At 31.1% G+C, this 17,590-nt stretch carries 16 protein-coding genes, 2 tRNA genes and 1 riboswitch; of the genes, 10 read left to right on the plus strand and 8 right to left on the minus strand.

The annotated features are described in order from the left end of the window. Window positions 1-10: 10 nt before the first annotated feature. Window positions 11-511 (minus strand): glutathione reductase, encoded by a 501-nt coding sequence (locus tag ACK2WO_RS08365; RefSeq protein ID WP_414697435.1) that lies wholly within the window; start codon window positions 509-511, stop codon window positions 11-13. 24 nt (window positions 512-535) lie between these two features. Then, window positions 536-1,639: a hypothetical protein gene (locus ACK2WO_RS08370; RefSeq protein ID WP_414697436.1), complete on the minus strand. Its 1,104-nt coding sequence runs from the start codon at window positions 1,637-1,639 to the stop codon at window positions 536-538. Between the two features lie 513 nt (window positions 1,640-2,152). On the opposite strand from ACK2WO_RS08370, the gene ACK2WO_RS08375 reads away from it, so the two are divergent. Next, window positions 2,153-2,629, plus strand: coding sequence for a hypothetical protein (locus ACK2WO_RS08375; RefSeq protein ID WP_414697437.1), 477 nt, complete (start codon window positions 2,153-2,155; stop codon window positions 2,627-2,629). Between the two features lie 230 nt (window positions 2,630-2,859). Here the strand turns inward: ACK2WO_RS08375 and ACK2WO_RS08380 are convergent, their stop codons facing one another. Then, window positions 2,860-3,708, minus strand: coding sequence for a patatin-like phospholipase family protein (locus ACK2WO_RS08380; RefSeq protein ID WP_414697438.1), 849 nt, complete (start codon window positions 3,706-3,708; stop codon window positions 2,860-2,862). A 432-nt stretch (window positions 3,709-4,140) separates the two neighbouring features. Between ACK2WO_RS08380 and ACK2WO_RS08385 the strand changes: the two genes are divergently transcribed. Together ACK2WO_RS08385 and ACK2WO_RS08390 are read left to right on the plus strand one after the other, a co-directional pair. Beyond that, window positions 4,141-4,788 (plus strand): DUF4275 family protein, encoded by a 648-nt coding sequence (locus ACK2WO_RS08385; protein ID WP_414697439.1) that lies wholly within the window; start codon window positions 4,141-4,143, stop codon window positions 4,786-4,788. 113 nt (window positions 4,789-4,901) lie between these two features. After that, window positions 4,902-5,429 (plus strand): O-acetyl-ADP-ribose deacetylase, encoded by a 528-nt coding sequence (locus ACK2WO_RS08390; RefSeq protein WP_414697440.1) that lies wholly within the window; start codon window positions 4,902-4,904, stop codon window positions 5,427-5,429. Window positions 5,430-5,923: 494 nt separating this feature from the next. On the opposite strand, the gene ACK2WO_RS08395 is transcribed toward ACK2WO_RS08390, so the two are convergent. Next, window positions 5,924-5,997 (minus strand) — tRNA-Arg (locus tag ACK2WO_RS08395). Window positions 5,998-6,170: 173 nt separating this feature from the next. After that, window positions 6,171-6,270: riboswitch (TPP riboswitch) on the plus strand. A gap of 73 nt (window positions 6,271-6,343) precedes the next feature. On the opposite strand from ACK2WO_RS08395, the gene thiM reads away from it, so the two are divergent. The 4 genes from thiM to ACK2WO_RS08415 all read left to right on the plus strand — a co-directional run bounded on the left by thiM (window position 6,344) and on the right by ACK2WO_RS08415 (window position 9,820). Then, the gene (thiM, locus tag ACK2WO_RS08400) at window positions 6,344-7,165 is read left to right on the plus strand and encodes a hydroxyethylthiazole kinase (RefSeq protein ID WP_414697441.1); all 822 of its coding nucleotides are present in this window, start codon (window positions 6,344-6,346) and stop codon (window positions 7,163-7,165) included. Beyond that, complete coding sequence (gene thiE, locus ACK2WO_RS08405; RefSeq protein WP_414697442.1) at window positions 7,143-7,865, plus strand: thiamine phosphate synthase; 723 nt, start codon at window positions 7,143-7,145, stop codon at window positions 7,863-7,865. The genes thiM and thiE overlap by 23 nt, the downstream gene beginning before the upstream one ends. A gap of 27 nt (window positions 7,866-7,892) precedes the next feature. Then, a complete protein-coding gene (thiD, locus tag ACK2WO_RS08410) occupies window positions 7,893-8,684 on the plus strand; it encodes a bifunctional hydroxymethylpyrimidine kinase/phosphomethylpyrimidine kinase (protein WP_414697443.1) in 792 nt (263 codons plus the stop codon). Window positions 8,685-8,890: 206 nt separating this feature from the next. Beyond that, window positions 8,891-9,820 (plus strand): haloacid dehalogenase-like hydrolase, encoded by a 930-nt coding sequence (locus ACK2WO_RS08415; protein WP_414697444.1) that lies wholly within the window; start codon window positions 8,891-8,893, stop codon window positions 9,818-9,820. A gap of 428 nt (window positions 9,821-10,248) precedes the next feature. On the opposite strand, the gene ACK2WO_RS08420 is transcribed toward ACK2WO_RS08415, so the two are convergent. From ACK2WO_RS08420 to ACK2WO_RS08430, 3 genes are all read right to left on the minus strand, one after another. Continuing rightward, window positions 10,249-11,097: a CPBP family intramembrane glutamic endopeptidase gene (locus tag ACK2WO_RS08420; protein ID WP_414697445.1), complete on the minus strand. Its 849-nt coding sequence runs from the start codon at window positions 11,095-11,097 to the stop codon at window positions 10,249-10,251. Between the two features lie 281 nt (window positions 11,098-11,378). Beyond that, window positions 11,379-11,897, minus strand: coding sequence for a folate family ECF transporter S component (locus ACK2WO_RS08425; protein WP_414697446.1), 519 nt, complete (start codon window positions 11,895-11,897; stop codon window positions 11,379-11,381). Between the two features lie 146 nt (window positions 11,898-12,043). Next, window positions 12,044-12,120 (minus strand) — tRNA-Arg (locus ACK2WO_RS08430). A 360-nt stretch (window positions 12,121-12,480) separates the two neighbouring features. On the opposite strand from ACK2WO_RS08430, the gene ACK2WO_RS08435 reads away from it, so the two are divergent. From ACK2WO_RS08435 to ACK2WO_RS08445, 3 genes are all read left to right on the plus strand, one after another. After that, window positions 12,481-13,416 (plus strand): magnesium transporter CorA family protein, encoded by a 936-nt coding sequence (locus ACK2WO_RS08435; RefSeq protein ID WP_414697447.1) that lies wholly within the window; start codon window positions 12,481-12,483, stop codon window positions 13,414-13,416. 124 nt (window positions 13,417-13,540) lie between these two features. Next, window positions 13,541-14,536 (plus strand): calcium/sodium antiporter, encoded by a 996-nt coding sequence (locus ACK2WO_RS08440; RefSeq protein WP_414697448.1) that lies wholly within the window; start codon window positions 13,541-13,543, stop codon window positions 14,534-14,536. 306 nt (window positions 14,537-14,842) lie between these two features. Next, window positions 14,843-15,265 (plus strand): hypothetical protein, encoded by a 423-nt coding sequence (locus ACK2WO_RS08445; protein ID WP_414697449.1) that lies wholly within the window; start codon window positions 14,843-14,845, stop codon window positions 15,263-15,265. A gap of 412 nt (window positions 15,266-15,677) precedes the next feature. Here the strand turns inward: ACK2WO_RS08445 and ACK2WO_RS08450 are convergent, their stop codons facing one another. Next, a complete protein-coding gene (locus ACK2WO_RS08450) occupies window positions 15,678-17,546 on the minus strand; it encodes a tetratricopeptide repeat protein (protein WP_414697450.1) in 1,869 nt (622 codons plus the stop codon). Window positions 17,547-17,590: the final 44 nt, after the last annotated feature.

A 17,590-nucleotide genomic window follows, 5' to 3' on the forward strand; every position in this document is an offset into this window, starting at 1 on the left:
TTTTCCTCCTCTATTTTTCTCTTTCTTCTATCAAATCAAAAACCTCATCAATACTCATTTCAAACATTACAGAATCATTATCTATCATCTCAAAATAATATCTAACCTTCTCTACTCCAAACTCCTTCTCTAAATTTTTCCATTCCAAAGATAACTTAACACAAAAAGCCAACGTATCACTTCCAAGTGAGTCCATATACCAACGAACTTGATACTTTGGAGATACATAATTTTGAACACTTTTCAATGTTGTATCCCTATCAGCGAAATCATCTTCATAAGGAATTTTCTCAACAGAGCCATCCTTTTTTAGAATAATATCAATTCCACGTTCTTTTTCTATTTCTACACACTCAAATTGAATGTTATCTTCTAGTAGCAATTTTTCATTAAAATATTCAATAATAGATTCATCATCTTCTCGCCAATCAATCCATACAAGATCTTCACTTTCCCAAAATTCATCCCTATTTTCATCTGGTGATTCCAAAAACTTCCTTATATTTTCCATATCAACTCGTATCTCCTTTATTATTTAAGTCTGCTGATGAAACATTGTAATTACCTTGCAATCCGTACAAATCTCTATATACAGAGTTCCCTCAGCAAAATCCTCAATTGTATCCCAATGAATCTGAGCAAGATATCTCATCTTCTTACCACATTCTGGACACTCTCTATACTCCCAATCCTGTACCCAACTAGCAAATCCACCTATTGTATTGACATCACAGTTAAATGCTCCATAAAACAAAGGTCTTTCAATTTCAGATAATACCAATTTATTTGACACCATATCTTCAATCATTTCCTCTGTATAATAATTTTCCTCGATACCTTCATATTCCAAAATCTCGCTTTTTCCATCAAGAGTAAATTTATTTGACTGTCCTTCAGATAAAAAGATACAATTTGGACAACAACTTGCCGTAATTATTCCATCCATTCCCAAGAACTCAAATCTTTTATCTCTTCCATCAATTATCAAAATATCTACTAATTCGCAGCCACAATGTTTACACTTTTCCCCTCTTTTTCTAGCTATAAATGTTCCATTTTCATCTTTTTTATCTCCAGGTTCAAATGAAAAGCATCTATCATAGTTTAGTTTTATGTACTCATTTTCTTCATTGAAAGTCCAGCCACCTTCCTCTGCGTAGACATCTGTATCTACATATAAATTCTTTCTCCAAGGTTTTGGATTTATCTTTAACTCGTGCAACGCATTTTTAGATTTTTCATCTCCTATCATTGCCAAACATCCTAAGATACAACTCGCATCATCACTTGATTCCGTAGCCATTATCCTTACAATTAAGATATCTCTAACCTTTTCGTCAGCTTTATAATAAAGAGCACTTGGATAATATAATTCATATTCACAAGCTGCTTTTGCAATTTCCTTACAATCTATTCCTCTTGTCATTAAATCACTAAATAAATCAAATTCATCAGTTGAATAAAATTTTTCATAACCTAAAGATTTGATTCTATTTATAACTTGATTTTTCTTTTCTTCTATTTCTTCTACAGACCAATTATTTACTTCTTTTCTGTGCTGCTTTGCTCTACATTTCCAACACAATCCTTCAAATCCTATAGATGTTCCACATTCTTTACATTTATATTTCAATCTCATAAAAATCTCCTTTCAACTGATAAATTTTTAATATGTAAATTTATAATCTACAAAAGCTATAAATTTTATTTATATTTGTTAGATAAAAATTAATTTTATAAAAAACTTAATCATATACAAAAAATACCTTGCACAACATTTTAAAAAAAACTAGCTGATGCAAGGTACAAAATTTCCGACTAAAAAACTCTATCTATCACATTGTAGAGTCTATTTTTGGTGATTATTTAACTATTTATCTTATTTTAGCATATTATATTTCTCGATAAAATGTTTATTTTAAATATTAACAAAATTTTTAGAAAATAAATATTTTTAACTCAACTTAATATTGTTATCTATTGTTTTAAATTATATAATAAAGAAAAAAGCATATTTTAAAATTTTTAAAAAGGAGTGTTTGATATGAGGAAATTAAGATTAATCTTTTCTATATTAACCGTTGTATTTGCTTCTCTATGACTAGCAAAAATACTTTCTTACGATATATCACTTCCTTTAATGTTTATATCTATGATATTAACATTTTTAGTTTGGTCTAAGGAATGTTATGACAAAGGTTCTAAAAGAGATAGCCATATCTTTTTAGGAGTAGCTATTTTCATAGCTGCAATAACTGTTTTTAATATAATTTCAAACTTCTCTTCAAAAGAAAATAATGCAGAAATTCAAAATGGAGAAACAGTACAGATGTATTCTCAAAAAGAAATCAACTCAGCTATCGACGTTATAAAGAAAGAATTCAAAAGAGATTGGAAGGGTTGTACTCTTAAAGAAATCCACTATGCAGGAGATAAGGTATCTAAGGAACATCAAGAATTTGCCGAAAGATACAATGCTGACGAGGTAATTGTCTTGCTATCGACTTTTGATGTTGATGAGTCTGGAGGAGATGGCTCTCTAAATCCAAATAGCACATATACTGATTGGAACTGGATTTTGGTTAGAAAAAATGGTGGAAAATGGAAACACGTAGACCACGGATATTAAAAAAAGTATATAAAAAGGACAAGAGTATAGCTCCTCTATGCTATCAAATTATATTTGAGAGAGAATTATAATATTATTTTATTTATAAAAATAATATTAGGAGAATCGAAAATAATTATTCTAAAGCGACAATTCTGCAAGCGCCCACAACTGATAAATGTGTTACTCTAACAGTGTGGGTGCTGAAGCCTGGAGCAAAGAACAATTATATCGATTCTCATTTTTACTTTTTATAAACTTAAATATTCATTTAATTCCTCAAGATTTTTTATTGCATCTTCTCTACCTAAATCATACATCTCCTGAATTTTATCTAAGTCTCTTTCAATTCTTTTAATATCGACAAGTCTTGAAGGTCTTAGTACAAAAATCTTCTTTTCTCTTTCAAGCTCATTCACCTTTTCAAGCTCCTCATTGTACACTTTGTATCTATTATTTATAGTAGAAATCAAATTAGGATACTTGTGATAGAAAAGCTTAGGCATAAGCTCGTTTGACTTTTTCTTTCTATAGTCCTCAGGTCTTGTAAGTACTACAATCACTCTATCGTAACCCATACTCATAATCTTATCTATTGGTATACTATCAGAAATTCCACCATCTAAATAGCTCTTACCCTTCACACAAACTGGAGTTGATAAAAATGGCATAGATCCAGATGCACGTAAATACTCAATCTGATCCTCATCTCTAAAATCATCCAACTTTATATACTCTGGCTTTCCAGTTTCGATATTTGTCACTGTTGCGTAAAATTCCTCGTCGCTATTTTTATATGTATCAAAATCAACTGGATCTAATTCATTGACAAGCTTGTTAAAACAAAATTCCTTGTTCATAACATTTCCTGTAGTTATCCAAGAATGAAATCCCATGTATTCCTTGCTTGTTGCATAATTTTTATTATATCTCAACACTCTACCATGCTGCTTTGATTTGTAGTTCATTCCAAACAATGCCCCAGCAGAAACACCTATTATCCCATCGATTTTTATGTTATTTTCCATAAACACATCTAGAACACCCGCAGTGTATAGACCACGCATTGCTCCACCTTCTAATAATAATCCTGTTTTCATAGTTCACCCCTTAAAAAGTTCTTTACAGTTTTGAAATATAGCACTCTTTTCGATATAAGTCAAATTTAGCTGATTAATTTATTATTAATCTCATAAATATTCAAGATTTTTTCGCACAAATACTATATAATATTAATGCCTTTGTATTAATAAACTTTGCAGAATAGAGTACTCTAATTTGTAGAGATGTAATAAATTGTATAACTTTCTAGTATTGAAGGATATCTTAGCAGTACTTTGAAAACATAGAAAAAAGGTTGAAAAAAAGAAAAATAATAATAAATAAGGAGGTTATAAAATAGAATATACTAAAGAAGAACTTGATTAAATATTGTCTTCCTAATAAATAAAGTATTATAATATATAGAAATAAATGATTTATATAAATAAGTTTAAATTCATTTAATAAATAAAACTAGGAGGAATAATTTTATGAAAAGATACTCAAAATATTTAGTAAGCGGTGTCGTATTCTTCGCAATATTATCGCTTGTCAGCTACTTCCTAAAACTAAACTGGAGTATGCAAGTTCTTTTATTTGTAACTATTGTATACATAGTGTTTAGTTTTATAAGCGATGTATTTATATCTAAAAAATTCGCTAAAGACCCAGCTGTAGATGTAGAAAACTTAAGCGAAGAAGAATCTGAAAGACTTAAAAACTTAATAGACAAAGGTGTTCTATTCTTACATGTACCTAAAAAGCCTATCGTTGAACAGTGGGATAAAGAATTTGATACTTTAGTTTCTGAGGAAGCAAAAGAAAATAAAAAGAACTACTCTGACCAGTTTAAATGGCATTTATTTAGCTTTGACCTTCTACCTGCTCTTACAGGTGACGAAGCAAAAGCAGCTTTTGATAAAGAAGAAAAACATGAGATTTACCTATTCTTTGAATATGCAGAACAAACATATATAATTGGAAACGCAAATTTACTTACTTCAAAAGATATAGATGAGTTGTTTGAAAAAAGCGATTTAGAATCATCAGATTTCTATTTCTTTGATCCACTAAACAGTTGGACTTATGTAATACCTCACGAAGAAGAACTAGGACCATACTTCTACAAAGCTAAATAATTTTATAGAATGTGGTAAAAAAATAATTTAAAATAATAAATTTTAATCAATTTATATTTATTTTTAAAATAAATTTCACCTTATTTTAAAATTTTTCTGAGGAGGAATCTAACATGATAATAGAAACAGTACTTGGAGATATAACAAAACAAACAGACGTAGAAGCAATCGTAAATGCAGCAAACAACAGCCTTTTAGGAGGGGGCGGTGTAGATGGGGCAATACATCGTGCAGCAGGCCGAGAACTTTTAGCAGAATGTAGAACACTAAACGGATGTGAAACAGGGGAAGCAAAAATAACATCTGCATACAAACTACCTTGTAAATACGTAATTCATACAGTTGGTCCAATATACAGAGGTGGGAACTTTGGCGAACAACAACTACTTGCAAATGCGTATAAAAACTCTATGAAACTAGCATTAGAAAACAAAATTCGTACTATTGCATTTCCGTCAATCTCAACTGGGGTATATAGCTATCCTTTAGAAGAAGCTGCAGAAATAGCAGTAAAAACAGTAAATGACTTCTACATGGAGCATCAAAATGAATTTGATTGCATAAGATTTGTATTGTTTGATGATAGAACAAAACAAGCTTATGATAATGCAATAAATAAAATTAGAAAAGGTTGCTTATAGGATCTGCATTCCTATACCTAGGAACAAATGCAAAAAATAAAATATAAAACTTATAAGGGCTATTACAATAACTTGTAATAGCTCTTTTTTAGTAACTGATGTATGATAAGTAAAATTTTTCCCAATATACATCTATTTTTTTAATTATACTATCTTCTCTATACATGCAAAACTGAATGAAAAAGGTTGTTACAACTCTTTTGCTAGCAAGACTATTTTTGCTTTGAATTACAATATACAAACGGCTTACAAATTTATTGTATCCTAAACGACAGAATAAAATGATGGATGCCAAATGCATTTTTCCTAATATGCATCTCTTTTACTCAGAATTATATCAATTCGAACTCGACTATCTGGAGACGGCTCACAACTTTGAAATGTGTTACTCTAACAGTGTGAGCCGTCGAAGCCAGGAGGTGAGAATGATATAATTTTGAGTAAAAAAAGAGATGCCATTAGAAAAATCCATTGGCATCCTCAATTATTCAAAGTGTCCCTGACAGGAATTGAACCTGCGACACCCGCTTTAGGAGAGCGGTGCTCTATCCTGCTGAGCTACAGAGACATATTTTAAATCTTATATAACTAATAACATATTAAATATTATATCACTAAAAATATTACTTTTCAAAAAAAATTCCTGCTCTTTCCTTTATTTTTAACATCAAAACTTCTACACAATTGAAAAAAACGATTATCTATGCTATCATTTAACTAGTTGAATTTTTAAAATAATTTAAAATCAAGCAGGGGAGCTTTTTCGGCTGAGAGTAGGTAAAACCTAGACCCTTAACCTGATTTGGATAATGCCAACGTAGGGAGAAGATAAGATATTAAACACGAGCCTTGTTGGTTTCGTGTTTTTTTATTTTTAAAATCTCTCTCAATACTAAAAGACTGGGGGAATTAAAATGTTAAAATCAACTATCGAAAATGTAAGAGAAATATCACCACTTATCCACAACATCACTAATTACGTTACTGTAAACGATGTTGCAAATATAATATTAGCATGTGGTGCAAGCCCTATCATGGCCGACGATTCTGAGGAAGTTGAGGATATAACTTCTGTGTGTACTGCTTTAAATATCAATATCGGTACACTTAACAGAAATACAATCCCTTCTATGATATTAGCTGGTAAAAAAGCAAATGAATTAAATCACCCAACTGTACTAGATCCTGTTGGTGTAGGTGCGAGTGCTTTAAGAAATAAAACTGCTAAAGAACTTCTTGAAAATGTGAAATTCTCTGTAATAAGAGGAAATGTTTCAGAAATAAAATTCTTAGCTACTGGTATTGGAGCTGGAAAAGGTGTCGATGCAGCTGTTGGAGATGCAGTTACTGAAGAAAATCTTGATTCTATGGTAGAATTTGCAAAATCATTTTCAAAAGAAACAGGTAGTATAATTGCAATAACTGGTGCTATCGACTTGGTTGCAGATGCTGAAAGATGCTTTGTGATTAGAAATGGTAGAGCCGAAATGGGAAAAATAACTGGAACTGGATGCCAGCTTTCTGGATTAATTGCATCATTTATCGCTGCAAATCAGGACAACATGCTTGAAGCAACTGCAGCTGCTGTAATAGATATGGGACTTTCTGGAGAAATTGGTTGGTCTAATATGGAAAAAACTGATGGAAACTCTACTTACAGAAATAGAATAATCGATGCTATATATAATATGGATGCTAAAACATTGGAAGAAGGTGCTAAATTTGAAATCAAATAGTTTATTAAATGAAAATAACTTAAAGTCAAATAATTTAAATAACATTGATATAAATAATTCAAAAGCAAGTAATATAAATCCAAAAGATTTACAGTTATATGCTATAACTGACAGACATTGGCTAAACGGAAGAACTCTTGCTGAACAGGTAAGAGAATGTCTTGAAGGTGGGGCTACTATACTTCAAATAAGAGAAAAAAATCTTCCAGAAGATGAATTTTTAGAAGAAGCAAAGGAAGTTCAGGCTCTTTGCAAAGAATTTAAAATACCATTTATCGTAAATGATAATATAAATACCGCAGCCGAAATAAAAGCTGACGGTGTTCATGTTGGTCAGGAAGATATGGATGCTAAAAAAGTTAGAGATATGCTTGGAGAAAATGCAATTTTAGGTGTATCTGCATCCACTGTTGAAGAAGCTTTAAAAGCTGAAAAAGACGGAGCTGACTATCTTGGTGTTGGGGCAGTCTTCCCTACTTCTACTAAAGGAGATGCTGACAGCGTAACATTTGAAACATTAAAAGAAATATGTGAAACTGTATCAATACCAGTAGTTGCAATAGGTGGAATAAATGCAGACAATTTATTAAAACTAAAAGGCAGTGGAATAGACGGTGTATCTGTTATAAGTGCGATATTTGCAAGTGATGATATAACTGATGCCACTAAAAAACTAAAAGAATTAACTGAAGAATTATAAATCTTATCTTTTTAAGGAGGAAAAGTTATGAAAGTTGCTTTAACAATAGCAGGAAGCGATTGTAGCGGTGGTGCAGGTATACAAGCCGATCTTAAGACTATGACTACAAACGGCGTATTTGCAGAATCTGTGATTACAGCACTTACTGCACAAAATACAACTGGAGTATTTGGGGTATTTGAATCTTCTCCAGAATTTGTAACTCAGCAATTAGATGCAGTATTCACTGACATTTACCCAGATGCTGTAAAAATAGGAATGGTATCCTCTGCTCCAATTATAAAAGCAATAGCAGAAGGATTAAAAAAATACGAAGCAAAAAATATCGTAATAGATCCAGTTATGGTATCTACTAGTGGCTCTAAACTACTTCAAGATGATGCAATTTCTACACTTGAGGAAGTTTTATTCCCTCTTGCAACGCTTCTTACACCAAACATACCAGAAGCTGAGATACTATCAGATATTAAAATAAATTCCGCAGAAGATATGACAAAAGCTGCAGAAATAATCGGTAAAAAATACAATGCCGCACTTCTTTTAAAGGGTGGACATAGCATAAATGATGCAAACGACCTACTATACTCTAATGGAGAATTTAAATGGTTTAGCGGAAAAAGAATCGACAATCCAAACACTCATGGAACAGGTTGTACTCTTTCTAGTGCAATAGCTTCAAACTTAGCAAAAGGAAAAAGTTTAGAAGAATCTGTTGAATCTGCAAAAGCTTATATTTCTGGTGCTTTAGCTGCTATGCTTGACTTTGGAAAAGGTAGTGGCCCAATGAATCACGCATTTGCAATTAACGGTGAATATTAGTATAATTAAAATATAAGTAGCTATCTTTAAATTTTAAAACAACCCACATATACCTATTTTCTTTTAATATAATAGAAACAAATCTTATTCTCTTTTTTGTGGTTAGTTTCAAAGTTTTTAGGTAGCTATTTATTTTTTTAAAGTTAATTAAAATGAATAATATATTAATTAAAATGAGTATTAAATTAATTGAAAGGAATATTACTATGAAAAGATTTTTAAATTGCAATGCATCTGATTTTGAAAAAATGACAAAACCAGAACTTATCGAATCAATAGCCGCTAGTGAAGGAAGAATCGTAGTTTGTGAAACTATCGGTGCTGTCCCACAAATGCTTGGAGACATAACAAATGCAGAATTTGCTGCATCTATGGGTGCAGATATAATTCTTTTAAACATATTCGATGTAAATAATCCTGTTATGCATGGACTTCCTTCTGATGTTAAACCTGAGGATTATATAAGAAAAATCAAAGAACTTACAGGTAGACCAGTTGGTTTAAATCTTGAACCACTTGAAGAAGGTGTTGCAAGTACAGTTGAAACTGACGACTGGGCTGGATTATCTTCTGGACGTGCTGGAACTTTAGAAAATGCTAAAAAAGCAGTTGAAATGGGAACAGATTTTATAGTTCTTACAGGAAACCCTGGAATAGGTGTTACAAATAAAGCGATAACAGACACTCTAAAACTTTATAGAAAAGAGCTTGGAGATAGTGTTATTTTAATTGCTGGTAAAATGCATGCAGCAGGTATTCTTGGTGAGGCTGGAGAAAAAATAATTACTAAGGAAGATGTTAGGGAATTTGCTAAAGCAGGAGCGGATATCATACTAATGCCAGCACCTGGTACAGTTCCTGGAATAACTATGGAATATATAAGAACTCTTGTTTCTTATGCACACGAGCTTGGAAAATTAACCCTTACTTCAATAGGAACTTCTCAGGAAGGTGCGGATATTTCGACTATAAAAAATATAGCTCTTATGTGTAAAATGGCTGGAACAGATCTTCATCATTTAGGTGATTCTGGATATATGGGAATGGCACTTCCTGAAAATATACTTGAGTATGGTAAGACAATAAGAGGTATAAGACATACATATAGAAGAATCGCAGCTTCTATAAAAAGATAAGTGTTTATTAATAAAAAGGCTGTTGCAGGCCTTTTAAGCAAGTAATCACAATTATTTGCTCTCCAGTCCTCAGCGCCCCAATTATTATTAAAAAACATTTAAATGTATGGGGCGCTTGCGGAATTGTCGATGCAAATTATAGTCCGTTTTAATAAAAAAGAACTTCAAAAAGTTCCTCTTACAAACAAATTTGTTAACTTAAAAAGAGTGGATAAATCAAAATTTTATAGGAATAATAACTAACTTAGTAGATTGAAAGACATAGACAAAACGCACTCGACAATCTGCAGACGTGGGTTTTAAATACAATAAAGCAATTTACCTACACGCACGTCGAAGCCTGGAGAGAAGTTTGTCTATGTTTTCAATCTCCAAGAGATATTAACCTATAAAATTTTTATTTATCCACTCTCTATAAAGATAACAAATTAATCAACATATACTTTTCTACTTTCTCTATAGCAGAACATTCCTGCTATAACAAGCCCTGCCATTCCTACAACCCCTGGAAGAACATGGCTTATAGAATTTCCAGTCGAAATATTTACGAAAATCGAAGCTGGATTATATATATTTATAATGTTCAAAGATAAATTAAATAAAACTGGGCACCAAAGTGATTCTGTCTTATAAAGAAGATAAGACTGAATAACCCCAACAGAAGTACTCATAACTAAAAGCATTACTGCCCCATTTAATGGATTTTCTGCTACATTTATATATAAAAGCATCATTATAGGTAACTGCCAAATTCCCCATAAAAATCCATTCAATACAGCCGCTTTATCTGGCTTCATAATCTTGCACATTCTAGGAAGTAAGTATCCCCTCCAAGCAAATTCCTCACAAAAGCTCTGTATTATACCATATATTGGGAATATTATCGCTAAATTTGAAACCTCGTACGTTACACTCTTTAAGTATTCAAAAATACTTGTATATTGAAGATTGTAAACTGTAACCATTCCCAATAATTTGACCCCTGAATGGAATATTATATAATTTATAACTGCTCCAAAGTATATTATAAAAGGTGCAAAAAGCATAGTTCTTACGTACATACTTTTATTCCTTTTTATATTAACTTTTAAAAACATATTTCTAAGACCTTCTCTGCAGATCATCCTTGTGATTAGTGCCGCCAATGCTGGAGAGAAAATCATATACATTAATAAATCCGGATTTCTATTGATAGAATAAATAACCGTAAGAGCCGTCATAAAAATAAGTGCTATTCCGAAAAACACAGATATTTGTTTTTTTTCTACATTATTCATAAAAAAACCTCCTGTCTATCTGATTCGTTTTACTTTACTATAATATTAACACCCAATTATTAAATTAAATTGATATTATTTCTAAAGATTTATGAAATTTTAAGTATCGGCAAATTTAATCTTCTAAAAACTTTATAAATTTTTAGCGATTTAATATTTACTTAAAATTCAAACTCAATCTCTTCACACTCACAACTATCTATATATTAATATATTTAGAGATAAATTTCAAATCTTTAAATTAATATTTTTTTACAAAATACATTTCAAATCAAAACTTTTTAGACAGTTCTTCTATTTACAACCATATTTTTCATATTTACTATTGCATACGAAACATTATATATAACAAAAGCTTTTATAGGCACCATTAAAGCAGCTTTTAATGCTCTTGCTGGTAATGTAGCCATAAATCCATATCCGCTAAGTAAATATATATTACATGTATTTAAAACTAACTCTACTAAGTTTACTATTATAGTACATATAATTATATTTTTTATAGATTTAGGTTTGTTGTAAAGGAATTTACCATACAGTAACCCAACTAATGCAGTAGTAACTGTAAATCCTGGGAAGAAATCTCCTGTTATAAGAGTTACCCCAACTAAATCAGCTATAACTGCTATAATCATAGTATATTTAGGACCATACATAATCCCTGCAATTGTTAAAGGGACAAAGCTAAATCCGATTTTTATTATCGGAGTTGATATAGATAAAAATCTCGATAAGATTATAGTTATCGCAACTAAAAGCGACATCATAACTAAGTCCTTAGTTGTAATTTTATTATTCATAAAATCCTCCTTAATTTTTAATCAAATTTTCTTTTAAATATTTTCTTTTAAGAATAAAAATTTCAACTTTAAATAATCTTTTTAAATAATTTAACATTATATAAAAAATAAAAAGTCCCACAAAATTTGCAGGACTTCCTAATGAATGGTGTACCCGACGGGACTCGAACCCGCAGACCTTCAGAGTCGGAGTCTGACATTCTACCAATTGAACTACAGGCACATATTAAAAAATTATACTTATTTCTTAAAAAAGTATATTTCAAACACATATATTATGATAATTCATATTGTCTACTATGTCAATTATTTTTTCCTCTTTTATTTTCATATAATACTGTAAAATTTATCTTCCAATTGAACAAATTTCCTTGATTTTCTGCCAAATAAAATGTATTCTATTTAATGGATAGATATTTTTAAATTGGAAAAGGAGAGTGATGTGCAATGGATAGTTATCCGTTGCAAAGTATTAAAAATTTAAAACCTATCTGTTAACAGTATCTTAGTCGCTTAGTAGTTTGGCTTTGATCACTCGTTAGCCGATAGAACTACTATAATTAAAAACAAGGAGTGTGTTGCGATGATAAGATACTATAAAACTATCGATTCTAAGCTAGAAAAAATAAACGAGCCAGAAGAAGGATGCTGGATAAACCTTGTTGAGCCTAATCAGAGCGAAATACATGAAATACATGATTATACTGATATTGATATAGAAAGTATCAATGCCGCTCTGGATGAGGAGGAACGTTCAAGAATCGAAGTAAACGACAACCATACTCTTATCCTTATAGATATACCTATAGATGAGAGTGACTCAAATAATTCATTATATAGTACTATACCGCTTGGTATAATAATCACTGATGAAATAATTCTTACAGTATGTAGTGAACAGACAAAAATTCTTAACGACTTCATTGTCGGTCATATAAAGGATTTTTATACTAATATGAAATCTCGTTTTCTTCTTCAGATTTTGCACAAAAATGCATCTTACTACTTACATTATCTAAGAAGAATAAACAAGATGACTACTACTCTAGAAAAAGAAATTTATGATTCTATGCAGAATAAGCAGCTTATACAGTTACTAGAGCTTGAAAAATCTCTAGTTTACTTCTCTACTTCATTAAAGTCTAATGAATTAGTTCTTAATAAGATGCTTAAGACATCAAGTATTAAAAAATATCATGATGATGACGATTTGCTAGACGATGTTATTGTAGAAAACAGACAGGCTCTTGAAATGGCAACAATTTACGGAGATATACTTAGCCGAATCATGGATGCTTTCAGTGCAATAATAAGTAACAACCAGAACAACGTTATGCAGATTCTTACAGTTATAACACTTATCGTTTCATTACCTACATTAATATCAGGATTCTTCGGAATGAACGTCGGCGGAATCCCACTTGCAAACAATGCAAATGGATTCTGGTTAATTGCATTTATTTCCACAATAATCTGTGTAATCATAACTATTTTAATGTCTAAAAATAAACTTTTATAGATTCTGTTTCGTAAGTGTTTTAAAATATATTTAGAATACTTATGAAACAGACTTTTAATTTTATGGCTAACCATAGAATTTTATCTATCTGGTTATTCAAAAATTTTTTAGGGGGAAACTTAATATGAATTATATCTTACTTGTAGTCGGATTTGTTCTTCTTGTAAAGGGTGCCGACTATTTTGTAGAAGGTGCTTCAAGTATTGCAGAATCTTTGAAGATTCCTTCATTGATAATAGGGCTTACAATCGTCGCTTTTGGTACTAGTGCACCAGAAGCTGCAGTAAGTATTACAGCTGCTCTAAGTGGTCAAAATGGGATGGCTATGGGGAATGTAATTGGTTCTAATATATTCAACCTTCTTATGGTTGTAGGTGTATCTGCTATGATAAAACCATTAATGGTAGAAAAAAGCGTTAGAATCAAAGAATTTCCATTTTTAATATTAATCTCTATTCTTACATTTGTAATAATTGGAGATCAATTCTTTGGAGGAACTTCTGTAAACCAGCTTAGTAGAGGCGATGGTTTAGTTCTTTTAATGTTCTTTGCTGTTTTTATGTATTCATTAATAATGACAGCATTAAATTCTAGAAATCAAGCTTTAGAAGCTCAAAAAGCTAATCCAAATGATAAAATAACTGTAGAAATAGACGCTCCTGTTGAAACTATGCCTATTTCAAAAGCTATAATATTCTCAATAGGTGGTATAGTAGCAATAGTTCTAGGTGGACAGGTTGTTGTAAATGCTGCAACAGGAATAGCAAAGAGCTTTGGTGTAAGTGATCAGCTTATAGGGCTTACAATAGTTGCTATCGGTACTTCTCTACCAGAATTAGTTACTTCTATAATAGCTGCAACTAAAGGTGAAAGTGATATAGCTTTAGGAAATGTAATTGGATCAAATATGTTTAATATATTATTTGTTTTAGGTGCATCTGCTGCAATTTCTCCAATAGCAATAGATCCTAAGCTGTTTGTTGACTGTTTATTTATGATAGGTGTAACAGTTCTTGGTTATGTGTTTACTGTTGCAAGAAAAGATATAAACAGGGTTGAAGGAGCAATATTAACTGCTCTTTACGTTGGATATACAGCGTATCTAATAATGAGTATATAAATTATACAAGGACAAGAGTATATCTGCTCTGTGCTCCAGGCTTCAGTGCCCCACACTGTTAGAGTAACACATTTAGCAGTTGTGGGGCACTTGCAGTATTGTCGCTTTTGAGCAGATATTTCTCTTGTCCTCAGTTTATTTTATTATTCTTGGATATTATAGATAAAGTCTGCTTGCATAAGTACTGCTTGCAGGCTATTTTTTATAATGAAAATAAATTTGTTATAAATTTTATACCTTTCTAATATATTTGTGATGTGATACATGTTATAATAAGAAAAAATTCAAATTTGGAGGCAAAAGATTATGGATTATATCAGAGACAGAGAAAGTAATATTCCTTTTAGCTTACACGATAGCAGGATAGTAGATATTCTAATTGATGAAAACAAACTATCTTTAAAGATGAATCCGATATTTCAATATATTGATAATGAAGAAAAATGTCATAATGGAATAATTGAATTCACAAATATTGATAAAGATGCGTGCGATATTATGATATTTAACACTCCTTATGGCTATGATGGAGTAAAATCTTTTTCTGGCAAAGAATTGTCTTTTGATGAATTTAAAGAACAATACCCTAATGCAGAATTTGAAATCATTACAGAGGGATATTGTGGATATGACACAACATTTCAGGGATACATTTGGCAAGAGGAAAATGACCCACTTTTTGCAATCATGAGAATATGGAATATGGGTGATATGATATATCGAATTTAATAATTCAAATTTGTTAAACTTAAATAATAAAAAGCCAAGAAGATTAATTTATCTCTTAATCCTCTTGGCTTTTATTATTTTACAAACTCTTATCTAGCATCAAAACGAAATACTAGGTATAACCGCAACTGTATTTCTTAGCAGACTAAAATTTTGCGTATAGCCACAGATTAATTTGCATCGACAATTCTGCAAGCGCCAATACAGCTCTTAAATCAGACAAAAGACTAAATAAAACTTATTAAAAGATAACAAAATAAGGACAATATTTATAACTACTACTCCAGCGACAATCTGCAGACGTGTATTTTAATTACAACGGAACATATTACATGCACACACGTCGAAGCCTGGAGCGGATAGTAGTTATAATATTGTCCTTTTCATTTTACTATCTTTTCAATAAATTTATTTAGTTTTCGTCATCAAATACCATATCATCCCTGAATCCTTCAAGCATTCCCTCTAAATCTTCCTTAATATTTATTATATATCCAGGAACATATTCAGGTTCTTCAACAACTTCAACAGGACATAGTTCAAACGCTGGAAGCTGAACATCGCTAACAGCAATATCTATCCCCTTCATATCATTAAGAATTTCTACAGAATTCTCAAATTCCTTTTTAGCTAGCTTTTCAAAAATTAAATTGCTCTTTTTATAATAAAGGCATCCTAACATATACGCGCATTTTCTGCTTCCTTTTTCAACGCCTTCTTTATAATACTCTTCAGCTCTATTGAAATCATTCCGTTTATAATAAAGCCGTCCTAAATTTTCAACAGATTCTATACAATTATTTAGCTTAGCTTTTTCATACCATCTAGTTGCCTCTTCAATATTTTCATCAGAAATATCAGAAATAACCCCCATCATATGCTGGCAGTATGTATTTCCTTCCTGTGCTGGCACTCTAAATCTATTCTTAGCTTCATCATACATACCTTCATAATAGTAGATTCTTCCAAGATGAACCATTGCATTTAGATGATTTGCTGTAGCTGCCTGTTCAAAATATTTTATTGAGCCTTTTACATTTCCTAAATTTTCATATATACAAGCTAATCTATACGCTGACGGAATATCTCCATTTTCTGCAGCTTTTTTGTACCAAGTAACTGATCCTTCTATATCTTCTCTATCATCATAAATCTTAGCTAGTTTTATCTGACAAGAAAGTTTTCCTGGAAGCTTTTCAAAATAGCTTATAGCACTATCCACAGCACCTGTTTCCATATATAAATCAGCTAAATTTTCTATTGCAGGTCTACATTTCATATCTATAGCATCTTTAAAAAGCTCTACTGCTCTGCTATATTCTCTCTGTTCAAAGCAAATTCCACCAAGGTTATTAGTCGCTTCAATTATACCTTCATTACTAGCTTCTTCGTATAATTCCTTAGCATCTACAATATTTCCTTCTTTATTAAATAAATTTGCAAGTCTAAATTTAGACATAATATGTTCCTGAGATATAGCTCTTTCATAATATTCTATTGCACCATCTAAATCTTCTTCTCTATCATATATATATGCTAATCTATACTGAGATTTCATATCGCCATTATCTGCACTTTTTTTATAATATCTCTCAGCCTCATCAAGATTGCCTTCCATTTCCATAAGCATACCTAAATTAAAGCAAGCCTCATTGTATCCAACTTTATAAAGCTGTTTGTATAGATTTATCGCTTCCTTTATTTCACCCATCTGAGTATAGAAAACAGCTAGATTATACATACAGTCATGGTCTTCATATCTGCTTCCTTTTTTAAATATTTCAAACGCTTCTTCTTCTCTACCTAGCATATTGTAAAGCACACCTAGGTTGTAGCAAGCCTTTCCATAGTCATGGTCTACCGCATCTAAAAGAACTGCTTCAGCCTTTTCATAATTTTTTAAGACATAATAAGTAACACCCATATTGTTCCGTGCAGCTAAAAGCCCTATTTCAACCGCTTTATCGTACCAATAAAGTGCATACTGATAATCTTCTTCTGAGAATTTTATATTACCTATATCTAAAGCTGCTTCATCTTTTCCACTTTTGTAAGCTATTTTATACCATCTTTCAGCTTCTTCTAATTCTCCCATATCTTCAAAAATTGTTCCTAGTGCATACTGAGATTTTATATTCCCTTCACTAGCAGCTTCTTCGTATTTTTTTATAGCAGCTTCTGTTTTTCCTAATTTATATAATAAAACCGCCTGAGTATGTGCGACATTTGGATCGCTAGAAATTTCTCTAATTCCTTTAATCGTAAACATTGTACTTCTCATTTGTGTAACCCCTTTCCTTTGAAAGCTTCATAATTAAATAATAC

Source organism: Peptacetobacter sp. AB845 (assembly GCF_047528295.1).
Taxonomy (GTDB): Bacteria; Bacillota; Clostridia; order Peptostreptococcales; family Peptostreptococcaceae; genus Peptacetobacter.

Coding starts and splice junctions, on each gene's coding strand:
- ACK2WO_RS08380 (WP_414697438.1), bottom strand. CDS start 3,708: ATGAAAACAGGATTATTATTAGAAGGTGGAGCAATGCGTGGTCTATAC.
- ACK2WO_RS08415 (WP_414697444.1), top strand. CDS start 8,891: ATGAAAAGATTTTTAAATTGCAATGCATCTGATTTTGAAAAAATGACA.
- ACK2WO_RS08425 (WP_414697446.1), bottom strand. CDS start 11,897: ATGAATAATAAAATTACAACTAAGGACTTAGTTATGATGTCGCTTTTA.
- ACK2WO_RS08370 (WP_414697436.1), bottom strand. CDS start 1,639: ATGAGATTGAAATATAAATGTAAAGAATGTGGAACATCTATAGGATTT.
- thiM (WP_414697441.1), top strand. CDS start 6,344: ATGTTAAAATCAACTATCGAAAATGTAAGAGAAATATCACCACTTATC.
- ACK2WO_RS08440 (WP_414697448.1), top strand. CDS start 13,541: ATGAATTATATCTTACTTGTAGTCGGATTTGTTCTTCTTGTAAAGGGT.
- ACK2WO_RS08420 (WP_414697445.1), bottom strand. CDS start 11,097: ATGAATAATGTAGAAAAAAAACAAATATCTGTGTTTTTCGGAATAGCA.
- ACK2WO_RS08445 (WP_414697449.1), top strand. CDS start 14,843: ATGGATTATATCAGAGACAGAGAAAGTAATATTCCTTTTAGCTTACAC.
- ACK2WO_RS08375 (WP_414697437.1), top strand. CDS start 2,153: ATGATATTAACATTTTTAGTTTGGTCTAAGGAATGTTATGACAAAGGT.
- thiD (WP_414697443.1), top strand. CDS start 7,893: ATGAAAGTTGCTTTAACAATAGCAGGAAGCGATTGTAGCGGTGGTGCA.
- ACK2WO_RS08385 (WP_414697439.1), top strand. CDS start 4,141: ATGAAAAGATACTCAAAATATTTAGTAAGCGGTGTCGTATTCTTCGCA.
- ACK2WO_RS08450 (WP_414697450.1), bottom strand. CDS start 17,546: ATGAGAAGTACAATGTTTACGATTAAAGGAATTAGAGAAATTTCTAGC.
- ACK2WO_RS08365 (WP_414697435.1), bottom strand. CDS start 511: ATGGAAAATATAAGGAAGTTTTTGGAATCACCAGATGAAAATAGGGAT.
- ACK2WO_RS08390 (WP_414697440.1), top strand. CDS start 4,902: ATGATAATAGAAACAGTACTTGGAGATATAACAAAACAAACAGACGTA.
- ACK2WO_RS08435 (WP_414697447.1), top strand. CDS start 12,481: ATGATAAGATACTATAAAACTATCGATTCTAAGCTAGAAAAAATAAAC.